General features: G+C 51.2%; 12 protein-coding genes. 4 read left to right on the top strand and 8 right to left on the bottom strand.

Features of this window, described 5'->3' with window-relative positions; translation table 11 throughout:
* Positions 1 to 2: 2 nt before the first annotated feature.
* The 5 genes from BUB27_RS04465 to BUB27_RS04445 all read right to left on the bottom strand — a co-directional run bounded on the left by BUB27_RS04465 (position 3) and on the right by BUB27_RS04445 (position 8,752).
* Positions 3 to 3,629: a hypothetical protein gene (locus tag BUB27_RS04465; RefSeq protein ID WP_143158334.1), complete on the bottom strand. Its 3,627-nt coding sequence runs from the start codon at positions 3,627 to 3,629 to the stop codon at positions 3 to 5.
* Between the two features lie 183 nt (positions 3,630 to 3,812).
* Positions 3,813 to 5,402 carry a SpoIIE family protein phosphatase gene (locus tag BUB27_RS04460; protein ID WP_159434801.1) on the bottom strand — a complete coding sequence of 530 codons (1,590 nt, stop codon included), beginning with the start codon at positions 5,400 to 5,402 and terminating at the stop codon, positions 3,813 to 3,815.
* A 13-nt stretch (positions 5,403 to 5,415) separates the two neighbouring features.
* The gene (locus tag BUB27_RS04455) at positions 5,416 to 7,005 is read right to left on the bottom strand and encodes a SpoIIE family protein phosphatase (RefSeq protein WP_159434800.1); all 1,590 of its coding nucleotides are present in this window, start codon (positions 7,003 to 7,005) and stop codon (positions 5,416 to 5,418) included.
* 81 nt (positions 7,006 to 7,086) lie between these two features.
* A complete protein-coding gene (gene mazG, locus BUB27_RS04450) occupies positions 7,087 to 7,932 on the bottom strand; it encodes a nucleoside triphosphate pyrophosphohydrolase (protein ID WP_234991682.1) in 846 nt (281 codons plus the stop codon).
* Complete coding sequence (locus BUB27_RS04445; RefSeq protein WP_143158331.1) at positions 7,907 to 8,752, bottom strand: rhomboid family intramembrane serine protease; 846 nt, start codon at positions 8,750 to 8,752, stop codon at positions 7,907 to 7,909. Before BUB27_RS04445 ends, mazG begins: the two co-directional genes overlap by 26 nt.
* A gap of 111 nt (positions 8,753 to 8,863) precedes the next feature.
* On the opposite strand from BUB27_RS04445, the gene BUB27_RS04440 reads away from it, so the two are divergent.
* Positions 8,864 to 10,216, top strand: coding sequence for an LptF/LptG family permease (locus BUB27_RS04440; RefSeq protein WP_143158330.1), 1,353 nt, complete (start codon positions 8,864 to 8,866; stop codon positions 10,214 to 10,216).
* 44 nt (positions 10,217 to 10,260) lie between these two features.
* Positions 10,261 to 10,956, top strand: coding sequence for a hypothetical protein (locus tag BUB27_RS04435; protein ID WP_143158329.1), 696 nt, complete (start codon positions 10,261 to 10,263; stop codon positions 10,954 to 10,956).
* Positions 10,957 to 11,042: 86 nt separating this feature from the next.
* Here BUB27_RS04435 and BUB27_RS04430 read toward each other — a convergent pair whose 3' ends face one another.
* Together BUB27_RS04430 and BUB27_RS04425 are read right to left on the bottom strand one after the other, a co-directional pair.
* A complete protein-coding gene (locus tag BUB27_RS04430) occupies positions 11,043 to 11,660 on the bottom strand; it encodes an HAD family hydrolase (protein ID WP_143158328.1) in 618 nt (205 codons plus the stop codon).
* Positions 11,661 to 11,840: 180 nt separating this feature from the next.
* Positions 11,841 to 13,232 (bottom strand): UTP--glucose-1-phosphate uridylyltransferase, encoded by a 1,392-nt coding sequence (locus BUB27_RS04425; protein ID WP_143158327.1) that lies wholly within the window; start codon positions 13,230 to 13,232, stop codon positions 11,841 to 11,843.
* A gap of 242 nt (positions 13,233 to 13,474) precedes the next feature.
* Here BUB27_RS04425 and sufT point away from each other — a divergent pair, with 242 nt between their 5' ends.
* Positions 13,475 to 14,023, top strand: a complete 549-nt coding sequence (gene sufT, locus BUB27_RS04420) for a putative Fe-S cluster assembly protein SufT (RefSeq protein ID WP_143158326.1) — start codon at positions 13,475 to 13,477, stop codon at positions 14,021 to 14,023.
* Positions 14,024 to 14,054: 31 nt separating this feature from the next.
* Positions 14,055 to 14,429, top strand: coding sequence for a hypothetical protein (locus BUB27_RS04415; RefSeq protein ID WP_143158325.1), 375 nt, complete (start codon positions 14,055 to 14,057; stop codon positions 14,427 to 14,429).
* 65 nt (positions 14,430 to 14,494) lie between these two features.
* Here BUB27_RS04415 and BUB27_RS04410 read toward each other — a convergent pair whose 3' ends face one another.
* Positions 14,495 to 15,310: a M90 family metallopeptidase gene (locus BUB27_RS04410; protein WP_143158324.1), complete on the bottom strand. Its 816-nt coding sequence runs from the start codon at positions 15,308 to 15,310 to the stop codon at positions 14,495 to 14,497.
* Between the last annotated feature and the right edge of the window lies 1 nt (position 15,311).

The following is a 15,311-nucleotide window of genomic DNA, read 5'->3' as shown; positions in this document are numbered from 1 at the left end:
TATTAAACTTCATCTGAGTTCAGCCACTTGAAGGACTTGATCTTAAATTTGCGCCCCAACTTTTCATTGATCGGGGACAACTTGTCATTTGCTTCGAACTGTTGCATCACGAAATTCTCCTTGTCCTCGTCAGTAATTTGCTGCGGGTAAGATGACCTCTGCTGATAGGCCTTTTCATCTGTAGGCTCGCACCATTCCGGAGTTCTCTGGACGACAGCTTCACACCAGGCTTCGGCAAGAACTTTTCCATTTTTATCTTTCGCAGATCCATAGGCACGGATGACAAAAGTATCCGAGCGCGCTCTGAGCACACCTCCCACCGCACTGAGCACATCCGCCTGAGTGAGATATCCGGATGCACCTGCGTAGTTACTGATATCACGAGTTTTCCCATCAACCGAATAGCTCACATTCTCAATATTCTGTGTAACAGGCTTCTGGGTAAGACTATCGTTCAGCCCAACGGATTCAATCGCAGCCTGTAAGGCTCCAACCGCCCCCAAATCAGTACCATCACGGTTCTCATCTGTAATTGATCGATTAACGAATTCACCAAGCCCCATGAAAGGGCCACGTAGTTTAACTTGTTTGACCATCGCTTCAGCCAACGCTTCGATCTCATTTTCACTCAACTCCCTCAAAGCCCCAAAGACCTCTCCCGGATCAGAGCTGGGCACCGTGAAGCGGCTGAAGCCACCCTGTACTTTCCTGGAAACCTTGGCCCCATTTTTCACATAGGTGACTTCCGCATCTCTCATGCTTGAGAAGAGGGCCTTCCAAGCACTCACCGAGGTGGAGTTCACGTTGAAACCTCCGAATATAGCTAGATACTTTGCAATCTTGTCATACTCCTTTAGCTCATTCTGCTGTTCCTTCGTCAGGTCTCTTGAAAAGAGATCCATTCGCGGATTTTGGAGCGGCCATGACCTGGAGCGATCCCCCTCCAGAAGAGCCTGGATTGCCGCATCATGACTCACATATTCTTGCTTGGCATCCAGACGAGCAGCACGGGCGGCCCCCCAGTTAATTCCTGACAAAAAGTATCTGTCCCATAATCTATCATTAGAAGCCCAAGCCATGTCAGAAAGAACTTGTGATCGGACGCTAGAATAGCTGCCTGAAACAGTGCTTCGCTCCCCTGAGATGCTGGCCAGATCAGCCAAGCCTGGGTGCGGAAATGAGTTTCCTATTTGCAAGGAGCCAGATGACCCCGTCACCCCTGTATTAACATGCTGGAACTGAGCCAGAGAGGTCATCGGCAGCTCAGGCACCTCATAGAGCACTGTACTCTCAGAACCATCAGCCACGGTACGCCCTTCTCCCCAGAAACTTTGACCATCTGGACCGGCAACCAATTGCAGCTGTGACAAATCATCGACAGCAGTCAAATCATAAGCCCACTGAGGATTCGTTCTGTCACCTCCATCCCAATCACGAGTATCATACGCCCCACCTCTTGGATTCACCGTCAAACTCGGAAAATCCTCTTTCGTCGTCTTCATCTTCAGATCCAATACCCCGAGATACAACCCACTGTCACCCGGCTGAGGGATTTGACTCGTACCCACTGCACGCTCTACTAAAAAGTTAGGCTGCGTCTTTCCATCATTTGCACTCGCACCGATATTAGCAATGATCGGCTGATCCAGGATATCCTCGTCACCAAACATATTTCTTGGCGGAACATGCGTAAACAAGTTTCTAGCAGAACCATTGTGTCCCTTGGGATGATATAAGTAGACAACATAACGGTCTGTAGCACCCCAGTTAGATCGACGCCCCTTCAGTTTCACCTTGACCGAGGTTCCCGTTTTAGGCCTCACCGAGGTATTGTTAGCCATGTAAAATCCAGAGTCCTCAGAATAAGAGAACCCACCTCTCATGGTAGAGATATAGCTGTAAGAAACCTGCTTCCCTGTATCCAGTTTTTCAGGCGAAAGCACCCGGGTTTCCCCTGGCTTCAGCGTGAATGGCCCCGCCGCAGGATCCATGATCATATTAAAGGTACCAAAGGAGTAGTAGTTTCCTGAGAAATATTTATCTGCATTTACTCGGCGCCTAGCTCCGCCTTGATCAGTGTATTCGATCTCAACCTGCAAGGGGTTGAACTTGGTGCACCAGATCCCGATGGATTCAAAGGAAATCGGCACGTTATAGGGATTCATCACGGTCAAGTAAGGGTCGAACGAGAGTGCGAGACTCCAGTCCTGACTATTCGCCAGTGGACGCTTCACCATCCCAATGGCGATAGACAGTCGCACCACTACAGGCGTCAACTTAGGTGAGCGGGCGATGGTCAAGCCGTTTTGATTAGCACTAGCGATCCCCCCTCTCGGCTTACTTAAGGGTCTATAGTTACCGTAGGTGCCAAATGAAGCTTTACTGTAGAGATGCCCCTCACTGATGTGATATCCGAAGTCGTCCCCTCCTTTGTCATTAGCCCCGCCTTTATTCCCAGAGTAACTGTGTGGATAGGATCCTCTGGCAGCAAAGTTCTCATCATCTACACCTGACATCGCGCGCGACCAAGGATCTCGCTCTAGTTCACGCTTGTAGAACCTGTAGTGATTCCTCAACAGATCCCATGAAGCACCTCTGACAAAGCCTTTATCGTAGGGAATCTCACAGACATATCCCAATTCGGGAGAAGAAGAGGAATGATAAAACCTAGGGTCATTATACACCGTACCCAATTCGTCATAGAAGTTCGTATTGTTCTGCTCTCCTGCGGCATGGAACTCTGCAATGCTATTAAACTCTTCCCGTGGCAGTTCAAAGGCCGTGGACAAGTCTGACTGCACTCCACCAGTTCTCACATCAGTGAGCAAGGATACGGAAGTGGTCGTCAGATCATGATAATACTGCTTGGGTAAGTCTGGCTCACTGAATGGCAAGGCGATGGATGATCTCGTCAATGATGACTTCTCCAAGTCTTTTGACTCGGTCTGCTCATAGCCATCTATACTCAATGCGGTGACACCCGTCTTGGCGGCCGTGCCCAACACACCAGCCTTGTTCCAGGAATCATCCCCTAATTCAGGTGCATAGTAGCTGGCCTTGACCCCTTCATCACCGATCCACCACCCATAACTCCCCTCAACTTGATTGTTGTTTAAGATTGGAATTTCATTCACGGAAACCTGCTGCTGCGGATTCAAAACAGAGCCCTCCCCGACCAAGGTAACCAAATCACCTGTCAGCTCATCCGAGATCGAATCCCCTGTATCGCCCACAGGAGCCCCTGATGCCCCATAGCCCAGCAAGATCTTTTTGTGGTTACTATTGTTCGGGTCTGGCCCCCATTGGCGGGTATCCCAAAAGCCTGTCCAATACTTCTTATCAGCGTGAGCATCCTCCCGAATATCCGCACGCGCCGTCACCCTTTGGTCAGGTCCGGCCCACTCTTGCAGACGCCCCAAAGCCATCATCAGCGCCATTCTCGCATTTGAACGCGCCGTCACCTCTGCACTACTGAGACTACTGATTTTAGATTCGCGCGTAGAAAGCGCCACCACACCCAATCCGATTGTCACCAGAAGCACCATCACCGTAATCGTACTCACCAAGGCAAATCCTCGTCGGCAAACCCTATCTGTACGATAGCAGGTCTGGGAATTTCGAGTTTTCATGAAATACATATCTTTAAATGTTATTCAAATAGCGTGTATTAACAGTAAATGATGCCATCACACACCAGTATTACAGCTAAGATGACTCACACTAGATGTCATTACAATATAAAAACACGCCATTACCCAGCAACTTACTGGATCCCCACGGGAACCACCACACCCCAACAAGCTGATGATCAATCAACCACGGACCCCTGCAAGCTCGACACCCAGCATGCAGACATCATCGCCGTAGCCGTTACCACCACAGTATTCACCGACCATTTCCGTCAGGTGATCAATCACCTCTTGGACCGGCATATCATCCTCTAATTCCGCGATAAAGTCACTAACCCCTTCGCGGCCGAACTGCTCACCATGGGCATTTTCAGCCTCATAAATGCCATCGGTATATAGATAGAGTTGGTTAAAAGCATCGAAAGACAGAGAGTCCCCACAATAGGGAGTCTCAGGCAGTAGACCAAGCGCAGGCCCGACCACCTCTTGATCACTTTTAAGGAAGGAAACTTTACCGTCCTTCTTGAGCATAGGCATAGGATGTCCGGCGCTAGAGTAATTAATCCGCCCCGCTTCTAGATCAAATACCATATACAAGGCTGTGGCGAACATCGTGATTCCTGACTTATTCAAGATACGGTACAAACCATCATTCAGCCCATAGAGTAGCCACTCAGGCAATCTGGCGGAATCTCTCTCTCGCTCTAACAAACCACGCAACATGGAAACAATCAGGGCAGAGCGGACTCCATGCCCCATCACATCACAAATCAGTAGCCCAACCTCAGTCTTCGAGATAGGAATCACCTCATAGAAGTCTCCAGCCATTTCACTGGCGGGAATGTACTTTGTGGCAAATGAGAGCTGATGGCCGCCCTGGATAGAAATATCCGGAATTTCGTCATCGAGAACGGCACGCTGGATATCGTGAGCGAGCTGAAGCTCTTCCTCATAAATTCTATTCCTGATACGAAGCTCCTCCGCCACTTTGGAGAGCCTCAACTGGGTGGTCACGAGAGCCGAGACATCACTGGTAACCCCAAAGGTTCCCTTGACATTGCCTCTACGGTCATACCACGGAATTTTTGTGGTAATCACATAGGAATCTTCCTGCCCCACCCATGTCTCACGCTCCACCGTAGATTCCTGTGGATGGCCAGAGAGCATGATCTCCAGCTCATCACGGCGAGATTTGTCGGCATGCTGAGCGGTGAAGAAATCATGATCCGTCTTCCCGATAAGTTCAGCACTATTCTTCAGCCCCATCTTTTCAGCAGTGGCCTGGTTAGCCATGACAAAGCGGCTATCCATATCCTTGAAATAAACATTGTTAGGAATGTTCTCGATCAGCATTCTGATCAAATGCCGTTCTTCCTCAAGAGCCAACTCAGCCTCCTTGCGCCGTGAGATGTCGATGATGGATCCAGCAATCATGAGGGGATAACCTTCATCATCACGCACACAAGCCCCACGGATCCTCAGCCAGCTAATGGAACCGCTGTCCTTCAGAAATCTGATATCCACCCCAAACAGCTCTTTACCATCCTGCTTGAGCACTCCTTCCAGTACTCTTTTGAAGTGCTCCCGGTCATTCTCATGAAAACATCGGTCGATATCTGTAAATATATTGGGGGCATTATCAGAACTACAGTCTAGAAACCCCAGGACCCTGTCAGAATACTGCACACTATGATCACTCACGCGCCACTGCCAGATCCCCTCATTCGAGGCCCGCAAGGCAAGTTCCAGTCTATCTTCTTCAGGAGGTATCATTTCTTTATCCACTCTACAGCCCCAGCCCATTGGCACCTTTCATCCTAACACCAATGAGACAAACGTCATCATCAAATCCCTTTTCCCCCATCCAGGCCATCGCTCTCTGGTCAATGTAGTCTAGCAGCGCCTCCATGCTTTCACAGCCCCCCTCACGATATGCTTTCTCCAGACGCTCTATCCCCCACTCATCACCGTTGATGTTAGATGACTCATAGATTCCATCGGTGTACATCAGCATCGTATCCACGTCACTGATAGAACAGCAGACTGAATGGTACTCAGCCTGCATGAAGAGACCAAGTGCGGGCCCCTTGCTCTCATGCCCAGTAATCTTACTTTCGCCACGCCACTTGAAAAGTGGGTAATCATGACCAGCACTCACTATGCACATATGATCACGCTCAAAGTCCAACACCACGTAGCAGGCCGTCGTAAACATATCGATCTTAGACCGCCCTAAAATACGTGTCAGCCCCTGGTTGAGACGAGACATAAACTCCGCGGGTTGGCTGGCGTAGCTGCTAGCTTTCTCCATCACCCCCTTGATCATACCGACAACGAGAGCAGATCGAACCCCGTGACCCATCACATCAGCAATGAAGATACCCACTTTACCGTCCTCCAGCGGCATCACATCATAATAGTCACCTGCCAATTCGGTGGCTGGAATATAGCGCTGGGCAATGTCTGCCTTACCAACCATAGGCGCGATATGCTCCTCCCAGACACCTTGCCTACCAGGCAACAAGGCCTGCTGCACCTCACGAGCCAGCTGAAGTTCCTCCATGTAAGCCCGGTTCCTCATTTGAAGATTGAGAGCCATCTGCTCCAGCTTTTCCTTTGCTGAGATCAGCTTGGTTACATCCGTGGAAATACCAAAAGTCCCCTTCAGCTTGCCACGGCTATCCCACCATGGGCGCTTTACAATCTGCACATAGGTATCAGGGCGGTTTTTCCAACGCTCGCAGACAATCTGATCCACGATAGACTCGCCAGTCTCCATGATTTTCAGGTCATTGGAGCGGGAAATATTCCAGTGATTCTCAGTAAAGTAGTCTTCAGGAGTTTTCCCCAAAATCTCTTCAGGGTTCTTGGCTCCGATCCAATCGCACTGGCGCTGGTTCACCATCACATAACGCGATTCCGTGTCCTTAAAGAAAACCTGAACAGGAACGTGGTCAATTACCAGCCGCAGCATGGAGCGCTCTTCCTCCAGAGCTGCTTCTGCACGCTTGCGCTTGGAAATGTCAATCATTGACCCGGTCAACCTGATAGGCTTCTCATCCTGCCAGGTAACAATCCCACGAATGCGGAGCCATCGTTTCCTGCCGTTAGGGCAGACGATGCGGCAATCAATCGCAAAGAGTTCTTCATCCGAATCAGCCAGCGTCATCTCCAAGATATTACTGAAGTAGGCTACATCCGGCTTAAACAAAATCTTTTCCGGCTCCTTGAAGATATTGATCTCCTCACCAGACTTCCAGCCCATGAAGTCGCGTACCCTGTCGGAGTAATACACCTCATCACTTCCTACATACCAGTCCCACACTCCTTCGTTAGAAGCCTTGAGGACCAAGTTTAGCGTATCTTGGAAGGTCATTTCCATTCGTAAAGATCAGTAAAACGAACTGTGCCCAAAGAATCAACCTCTATCGGATAAGATCGACGTATTTCTTAGTATTTAGCGCCTGTCGTGCGCCTTGGCATTCACCCACTCTCTCTCCATCTCCTCAGAGGTCGCCTCCGCCAGTGAAATTCCACGCTCACGCAAACTTGTCTCCAAGCGCTGAAAACGCTCTTCAAACTTTAGGTTCGTACGCTCAATGGCCACCTCGGGATTCACGCCTAACTTCCGGGCCACATTCACCACGACAAAGAGAAGGTCACCGATTTCCGCCTGTAAAGCATCTGGCACCTCTCCCCCTTCTTGATAAGCATCAAAGGCCTCTTCCACCTCGTCCAACTCCTCACGGACTTTATCCAATATCGATCTGGCGTCCGGCCAATCAAAGCCTACTTTGGAAACTTTCTTCTGTAGCTTGGCCGCCTTAAGCATACCAGGGAGACCTTTGCCCACCCCATGGAGGTATGGCTTTTCTTCGGCTCCCTTTTCTTGCCGCTTGATCTCATCCCACTGACTAAGCACCCCGTCAGCACCATCGACTTGACTATCGCCGTAGACATGTGGATGCCTACGGACCAGCTTGTCTGAAATTCCTCTGGCTACGTCATCCAAGTTGAAGCGGCCATCACCTTCGGCGATTTCGCTGTGAAACACCACCTGCAGCAGCAAGTCACCTAACTCCTCCTTGAGATGCTCCCAATCCTCTCGTTGAATGGTATCCACCGTCTCATAGGTTTCCTCAATCATGTGAGGTACCAGACTCCGGTGGGTTTGCTCCGCATCCCAGGGGCAGCCACCGGGTGAGCGCAAACGGTGCATGATCGCCCTGAGGCGCTCTAGCTGCTTCCCGTCTTCCGGGCACTCAATCATCTCCGCATCAGTCATCTTCTCTTTTTGCAGCATCACTCAGAATTTGTTTTTCTTCATCTGTCAGGCTCTGAAATCCCTGTTCACTGATCTTGTCCAAAATACGGTCAACCTCGTCACCTTGGAGATTCACCACGGTACGCGGACGTATCTTTGCCTCGCGCACCACCTTTGGTCTCTTGGCGCCTCTGGCACCTTTTGGATCCAAAAAGCCAAGCAAGCCGGGAAATTTCATGAGCACAAAGCCCATAATCGCTCCACCAAGATGACCCGCCTCACCTCCGTCATTCTGCCCCCCGGTCAAAACCACGTAGACAGCAATGACCAGAAAAACAATTCCCAGCGTCCTCATCTTCATGGGAATGGGCGGAAACAGCAGCATCACCCGCATGTCTGGCGCGATGATAATCAGGGCCACGATAATACCGAAAATACCCGCCGAAGCTCCACAGAGCAGGCCATAGCTCTCCACCACCCCTAAAATCCCCAAGATACTGTAAAACAGAGCTCCAGCGGCCCCGCAGATCAGATAATAGGCCACAAATTTCTTGGTACCCCAGAAGCGTTCTACAAAAGGCCCAAAGAAGAAAACCGCAAGCATGTTCCCCAACAAATGCCAGCCTCCAAAATGAAGAAACTGGAAGCTTACGACTCTCCAGATCTGGCCCGCTAGAAAGCCATCCGTAGTGTACCCTCCGAACTCTTTAAAGCGTCCAATAGTGCCCCGCTCCACCCCTGCGGCATCCAGGAAAAACACTACGATATTGATAATCAAAAGCCACTTGCACGCCTGAGCGCCTTCAAACTTGGATGGCTGCCGCATGGTATTCCCGTTTCCGTAGTAGTGTTGCTGCATGTCGTGTTTCTCTCTGATGCATACCACGCCCAACAGCCCTCCGCAAATCACAACAGCTTTTTCCCTCAACCTCAGGCTTGAAAAATAGCCGCACTAGTCACAATCTCCCACATGCCCTTCAAGCTGCAGAGATTCATCTGGCCAGCGGTGTTCCTCCTTCTAGGAAGCATCGCAGCTTACTATGGTTGCAGCGCCGAGAGCCACGCTGTCCAAGAACAGATGATTGGATACCCGAACTCGGACCTGAAAGCCCACAGTCTCCGGCCGTGGCTTTTGGGACTGCTCTGCTTCCTGCCGTTCATCACCAGCTTGGCCTACTCCCTCTCTGGCACGCTGGACCGCTATACGATGCGCCAGTTCCTCACCGCTTTTTCCATCTGCTTCGGAGCCCTCTTCTCGCTGATGATGCTGGAGGATCTTCAAGACAACGTTTCAGACTTTAAAGAAAGTAGCGATGCAGCAGCACTGATGGCCAAGCATTATCTGGTCAAACTCCCTTCCCTGATCGTCTTCATCCTGCCCTACTCACTGATGCTCTCCCTGCTCTGGTGCCTGGGCAAGATGTCGCGCAGCCAAGAAATCGTTTCTATGATCCAGACTGGCAGGGGCGTGACCCGCATCGTAGCCCCGTTGATTGGCTTCGGGGTACTGGCAGCCGTGATATGCATTATCTTCAACTACCACTGGGCTCCATACGCGGACGGCCAGGAGCGCACTATTCTACAAGCAGCCAAAGGCGACATCACCGCAGAAGCCAATAACGTGGCATACCAAAACCACAGCAACACCCGGCAATGGTTTGTTGGCAGCTTTCCCTACCGCCACTCAGACGGAGCTCCTTTGGAGGATATATCCATCACCGAAATAGATGAGGATAACCACATCATACGCCGCATTCACGCCTCTACCGCAACCTGGTCTCGCCAGGATAAAACCTGGACCCTTGTGAACCCGGTCATCTATGATCTCACTGTGAGCCCCATGCCCACAATCAAGAAATTGGAGGAACCAATGATCACCAAGTGGAAAGAAACTCCCTGGCAAATCATCAAGCCTGGCCTCAAGCCCCCATATCTGGGTATTCCCGGCCTTAATAGCTGGCTCGCCAATCACCAAGAGCACCCACTCTCGGACAAACGCTCCTACCTCACCCACTGGCATTACCGTTTTGCCCAACCATTCATCTGCCTGATTACTATCCTGCTGGCCGCCCCGCTCGGCATCGTCTTCACCCGTCGCGGAATTGGCGGCGGCATTGCCGTGGCCATCTTCCTCTGTGCCGGGATGATCTTCTGCTCCACGGTTTTCCCAACCCTGGGCGAGTCAGGCCACCTATCTCCATTCTGGGCAGCCTGGGCAACCAATATTCTATTCACCTGCGTCGCGCTGGTGCTATTCTACCGCCGCATGACCGGCCAGCCAATTTACCAGGCCGTCATGAACTTCCTAGCTTCGGAACGATAGCCGAATGTTCTCAGGATCCACCAACATCAACCGAACAAGCACTTATGGCACTTCCAGAATCATGGTCCATCAAATCACGCAGCCACCGCTGCTCGGTCACTGACCGCCATTTTGAAAAGGACGAGCCCTTTTACACCGCTATTTTCCCCGACCCAGAGTCCAGCGGCTACATCAGGCGCGACTTCTGCCTAGAAGCCTGGAATGACCGCCCTGCAGATGCTGAGCAGCCTTTTTCATTCTGGCGCAGCCATTACGAACCACCGGTAAGCGATGAAAAAGCCAGTGTGGTAGCCAAGGAATCCGCGGAAGAACTGCTCTCTCGCCTGATTGAAGAAGACGAGCCTCATACGGAGAATGCCCGCTACATCCTGGCCGTGATGCTTGAGCGCCAAAAGCTGCTCGTGGAGACAGACAACCAGCACACACCGAATGGCATCCTGCGCATCTATGAGCACAAGAAAAATGGCGACGTCTACATCGTCAGAGATCCGAATATCCCTCTGGATCAGATCGAATCCGTGCAATCAGAAGTAGCCGAACTGCTGGATGGCAACCGCCCAAGAGCAGAGGAGCAGACAGCGAGTTCCGAAGGGACAAAGAGCGAAGAAACCTCCGACGAACAAACCAAAGAAGCCGCAGAGGCTACCAGCGAGACGGAAGAAGCACAAACCGAGAGTGCAGAAAGCAACTCTGAGGAAAGTGACTCAGACGAAACGGCCTCATCAGACGAGGAGGAATAAGCCACCTAATCCGATTTACCCTTTAAACAAAAATGGCACCGTACTCAGATGTACGGTGCCATTTTTTATACGATTAAAAGTGTTGCTTACTGAACGATACGCAGTGGAGCAGGAACTGTCACCACCTTCATGCCGGCGCACTGGGCAGCCATGATACCAGCTGGGGCATCCTCAAGAACCAGGCAGTCCTTTGGATCCACTTCAAGCCTCTCGGCAACTTCAAGGAAGACATCTGGAGCCGGCTTGCCGCACTTCACGTCATCAGCAGTCACGACCTCGTCAAAGAGATCACTCAAGCCTGTGAGTTTCAGTGTTTTTTCCACGACAATGCGTCCGCCACCTGTGGCGATCCCCATTGGCATTTTACCACGGATCTTTTTGGCGAACTCCACCACGTCAGGAATGACTGTGACTTTGTCCAGCTTCTCCAAGAAGGCATTGCGCTTGGCGTAGGCAATGGCCTCAGGATCAAGCTGCAGGTTAAATTCCCCGTTGATCTCTTTCACAATATCCACGGTAGGACGACCACCCATGGAGTAGAAAACATCCTCAGGAAATACATGCTTTGGAGCACCGTGCTTTGCCAGTGCTTCGCACCAGGCATCAAAGTGTGCTGGCATTGAATCTACCAGGGTTCCGTCGAGATCGAAGATCACAGCCTTGTAACCTTCCTTTGGGATATTGAGTGAGCCAAATCGTTCCATTGCGCAGGTTTAGTGCCTTGTTCCTCACGAAGATGCAAGCGTGGAAAACGCCCTTATCGTAACATTTTTTTCACAAGTGTTTGATTATCTTAAGCCTCCAAATCTCCAAGAATGACGATTCATCTCTTCCATGAACAAGGCTCATTGAAAAAAGCCCCGCCGAGACTTGGATCCTACTGACTAGAGAACCACGTCCTCGTTTTCATAGACCCCTGATGCAATCCAAAGGGTTTCGTCTTTATCGTTGGTAAAGGAGACCTCACCTTTGATCACAACGCCCTCAGAAAAGCGAACAGATCCCTGAATGCTCAGCTTGCTAGCCTCCAAGAGAGACGGCTGCCCAAGCCCCTCCAGAGAATCCACCAGCTTATATTCATCACTGAGATTCACCACGGGCGGTTTGCCGTTACGCTCTGGCACCAAAGCGATTCTGCCGTCCTCAGTGGTCTCGTAGGCATCGGAACGCAGGGAGAAGAGGTCAGCAGTCGTCTTAACCGGAGCAAATCTAGATCTCGGCACGCAGATGGCACCAGCCCCCTTGAAGCATTCAATCGCCGCCCCCATGGCAGTCTCCAGCTGATATACCTTAGGAGTCTCCTTGTCACGCGGGTCAACGGTCTTGACGTTCTTGATCATCGGAAGTGGCAGTACGCCCCCCTTGTCTTCAAGCTCCTGCTTCAGGTAATCCAGACGAATCCAAAGGCTGTTTGTATTGAAATACTTGTGTTTGTCCACGTTCTGGAACTCCTCAAGATCCTTCTCCTCGCACTGGGCAACTTCACGCAGCAGCAGCTGATCATCAATCTTACGAACCGCGAGATGACCTCCTTTTTTGTCTGCCTCAGTCCTGCGAGTAGCCTCCATCAGGAATGGCTTCTCACTATCGGCAAAATACTTGAGTATACCTGCATCCAGAACAGCACCGAGATTATCCGAGTTGGAGACAAAAGCATACTTCACGCCCTGCTCAAGCAGCTGATCCAGCCATCCTGAACCCGCAATCGCCGGATACAAATCACCGTGACCAGGAGGGCACCATTCCAAGTCTGGATTTGCGGGCCACTCGATTGGCTGTAGGCTCTCACAGTCCACTTTTGGAATCTGGTTTTGCCTAAGCTCCACCTCTTCGGCCTTAGCCAAGCCTCTATCCTCGTACTGCTCGAGATGAGCGAGAGTATCTTCAGAGGTACTGAAACTATTCATCAGCAGGAACTTCACAGCAGCTCCTGTGGTTTCACGCAGATGCGTGATCTGGTTCACGATGATATCCAGGAAAGTCTGATCATCCTTCACCTTGAGCAGACTTTTCGCCTTCTGAAGCCCCATACTAGTCCCCAAACCACCATTCAGCTTGATCACCACGGTCTGAGCCAGCAGCTCAGGATCAAAGTCGCCATCTCCAGAGAGGCTACCTAGCTCAGGAAGACCAGTCACCGGATCGATCGTATCCTCCGGAATTGAGGTTGCTCCTCGATGGGTAAGAATAGAGTAGTTGCGCTCGAACGAAAGGATCGCAGGCTCACTCACTCCGGCTTGCTCCATCTTGTCTCTAAAAGGGGTAAAGTCACTCATACTTGCCACCATCCATGACTAAGAGACCCACGAAAGTCACGGATAAACTCAGTCACTAAGTCGTAACATTTTTGCCAGCAGCCCTCTTCTGCACCAGAACCCAATCGCACCAGCTCTAAATGAGACACTTACAACAAAAAACACCACCAAACCAGGCTTTACCCACTAATTTTTAACGATATAAGTCCAATCAGAGCAAATCTCCCTTGCTTTTTCTTCATACAGAGAAAGACTCCGCTCATATGAATCAGGAAATTACCTTAACTCGCGAGGTTGAAGCCATCCAGATCCCAAGCGGTGACAGCATCGTTCTCCCAGTAGGAACCCCTGTCGTCATTACCCAGACACTTGGTGGCACCTACACTGTTGCTACTCAGGCAGGCCTGGCTCGTGTCTCATCCAAGGACGCGGACGCACTCGGGATCGACCCAGAAGAGCACGCCCAAAAGCAAGAAATTGCCGCGGCACTCAAGGATGCTCCACTAGAAGATCAGGTATGGGCTCAACTCAAGGAAGTTTACGATCCTGAGATCCCTGTAGATATCGTTAACCTCGGTCTTGTCTATGACTGCACTCTAGAGGAAGTTGATTCCGGCAAAACCAAGGTTAATGTCAAGATGACCCTGACAGCTCCCGGCTGCGGTATGGGCCCAGTCATTGCAGCTGACGCCCAGTCCCGCATCATGGCTCTGGACGGCATCGAAGACGCCCAAGTCGACCTCGTCTGGGATCCAGTCTGGAACCAAGACATGATCACTGAAGAGGGCAAAATGAAACTCGGAATGATCTAACCAGATCCATTCCCTAACCACACCAGTACAGATGAGAACCACTCTAAAACTAGCCCTACTCCCCCTCATGGCTGTACTCACCGTCTCCTGCGCTACATCCAATAGTTTCCACAGTGAAATTCACGTGTGGCCAGATTCCGCGGAGCACAAACCACACCTGGCCGAGACCAGACTCGCCCTCTCCAAAACACAGAATGGTGCAGGCACTACCACGGTGAAGGCCATCTTTGTGGACGTACACAGCAGAAGCCCACAAAAGCTCTCTGCCACGATCCCTGGACAGCTCGGCCAGCTAAAGACTGACTGGGTCACCGCTGACCTCGTGCGTCTCACTACGACTTCCGGCACCAACCTGCTGGAATTCCGCCGAGACTCCCGCAAAAAGTGGTCCGTTCGTCAACCATAGGCGCTGACTGCTTTTAAAGCCTTTTTCAAAGCCCATCCGCGCAAGCCGATGGGTTTTTTATGGCCTCAATCCAGCCACTCACGGGGATCAACGCCATAGTACTTACGCAGTTGCTCAAACAAATCCGGATAGGCTTTCGCTAGCTGCTCAGGCTTTTCATAAAATGTTTCCGTAGCTACAGCAAAAAACTCGGCAGGATTTTCCGCGCCATAGTCATCCATGACCCCACGTTTTCCTTTTTCCACCCGGGCCTGCAACTGCTCGAAAGCCGGCCTAAAGACAGCCGCCCATTCGCGGTATAAGCCGGTACTAGAAAGTACGGGAACACCATCCCCAGCTCCGTCTCTCTGGTCAAGCTGGTGGGCAAACTCATGGATGGCGACATCATGCCCGTCTTCAGGATTCCGCCCTCCGGCCACGACACTATTCCAAGACAATACCACGGAACCCGTGCCCCAGCTTTCACCGAGACGAACATCCTCCGCACCATGCATCCCCTCCGCTTTATAAGCACCTGGATAAAGGAGAATGGTCCTGAGTTTTTCGTAGTAGTTATGATTGATTCCGAGCAACAGCAAGCAGGCCTGGGCCGCAATCACGCGTTGCATATGTGGCGTCACCGACTCCAGCCCCCCACAGGCCTCAAATCCCTTTTCGGAAATGAAGACATGCATCAGCCCATCCAGTTCATCACGAGTGGCTACTGGCAGCCTGCCATAGAGAACGAAATCTTCAGCAATCTGCGCTCTGGTCTCGGCATCAAAGCGTTGCTTACGAAGCAAGAGCCTTCTTCGGTCACGCTTTCCATTCAGCCAGCGAACTGCCAGCAAGGCTGCAGCAATCACCGCGACCAGAACCAGAAGATAGCCTAATTTTTGCATA

Source organism: Rubritalea squalenifaciens DSM 18772, from assembly GCF_900141815.1.
Classification (GTDB): domain Bacteria; phylum Verrucomicrobiota; class Verrucomicrobiia; order Verrucomicrobiales; family Akkermansiaceae; genus Rubritalea; species Rubritalea squalenifaciens.
The sequence above is the reverse complement of the archived record's forward strand: the minus strand, read 5'-3'. Positions and strand labels throughout refer to the sequence as shown.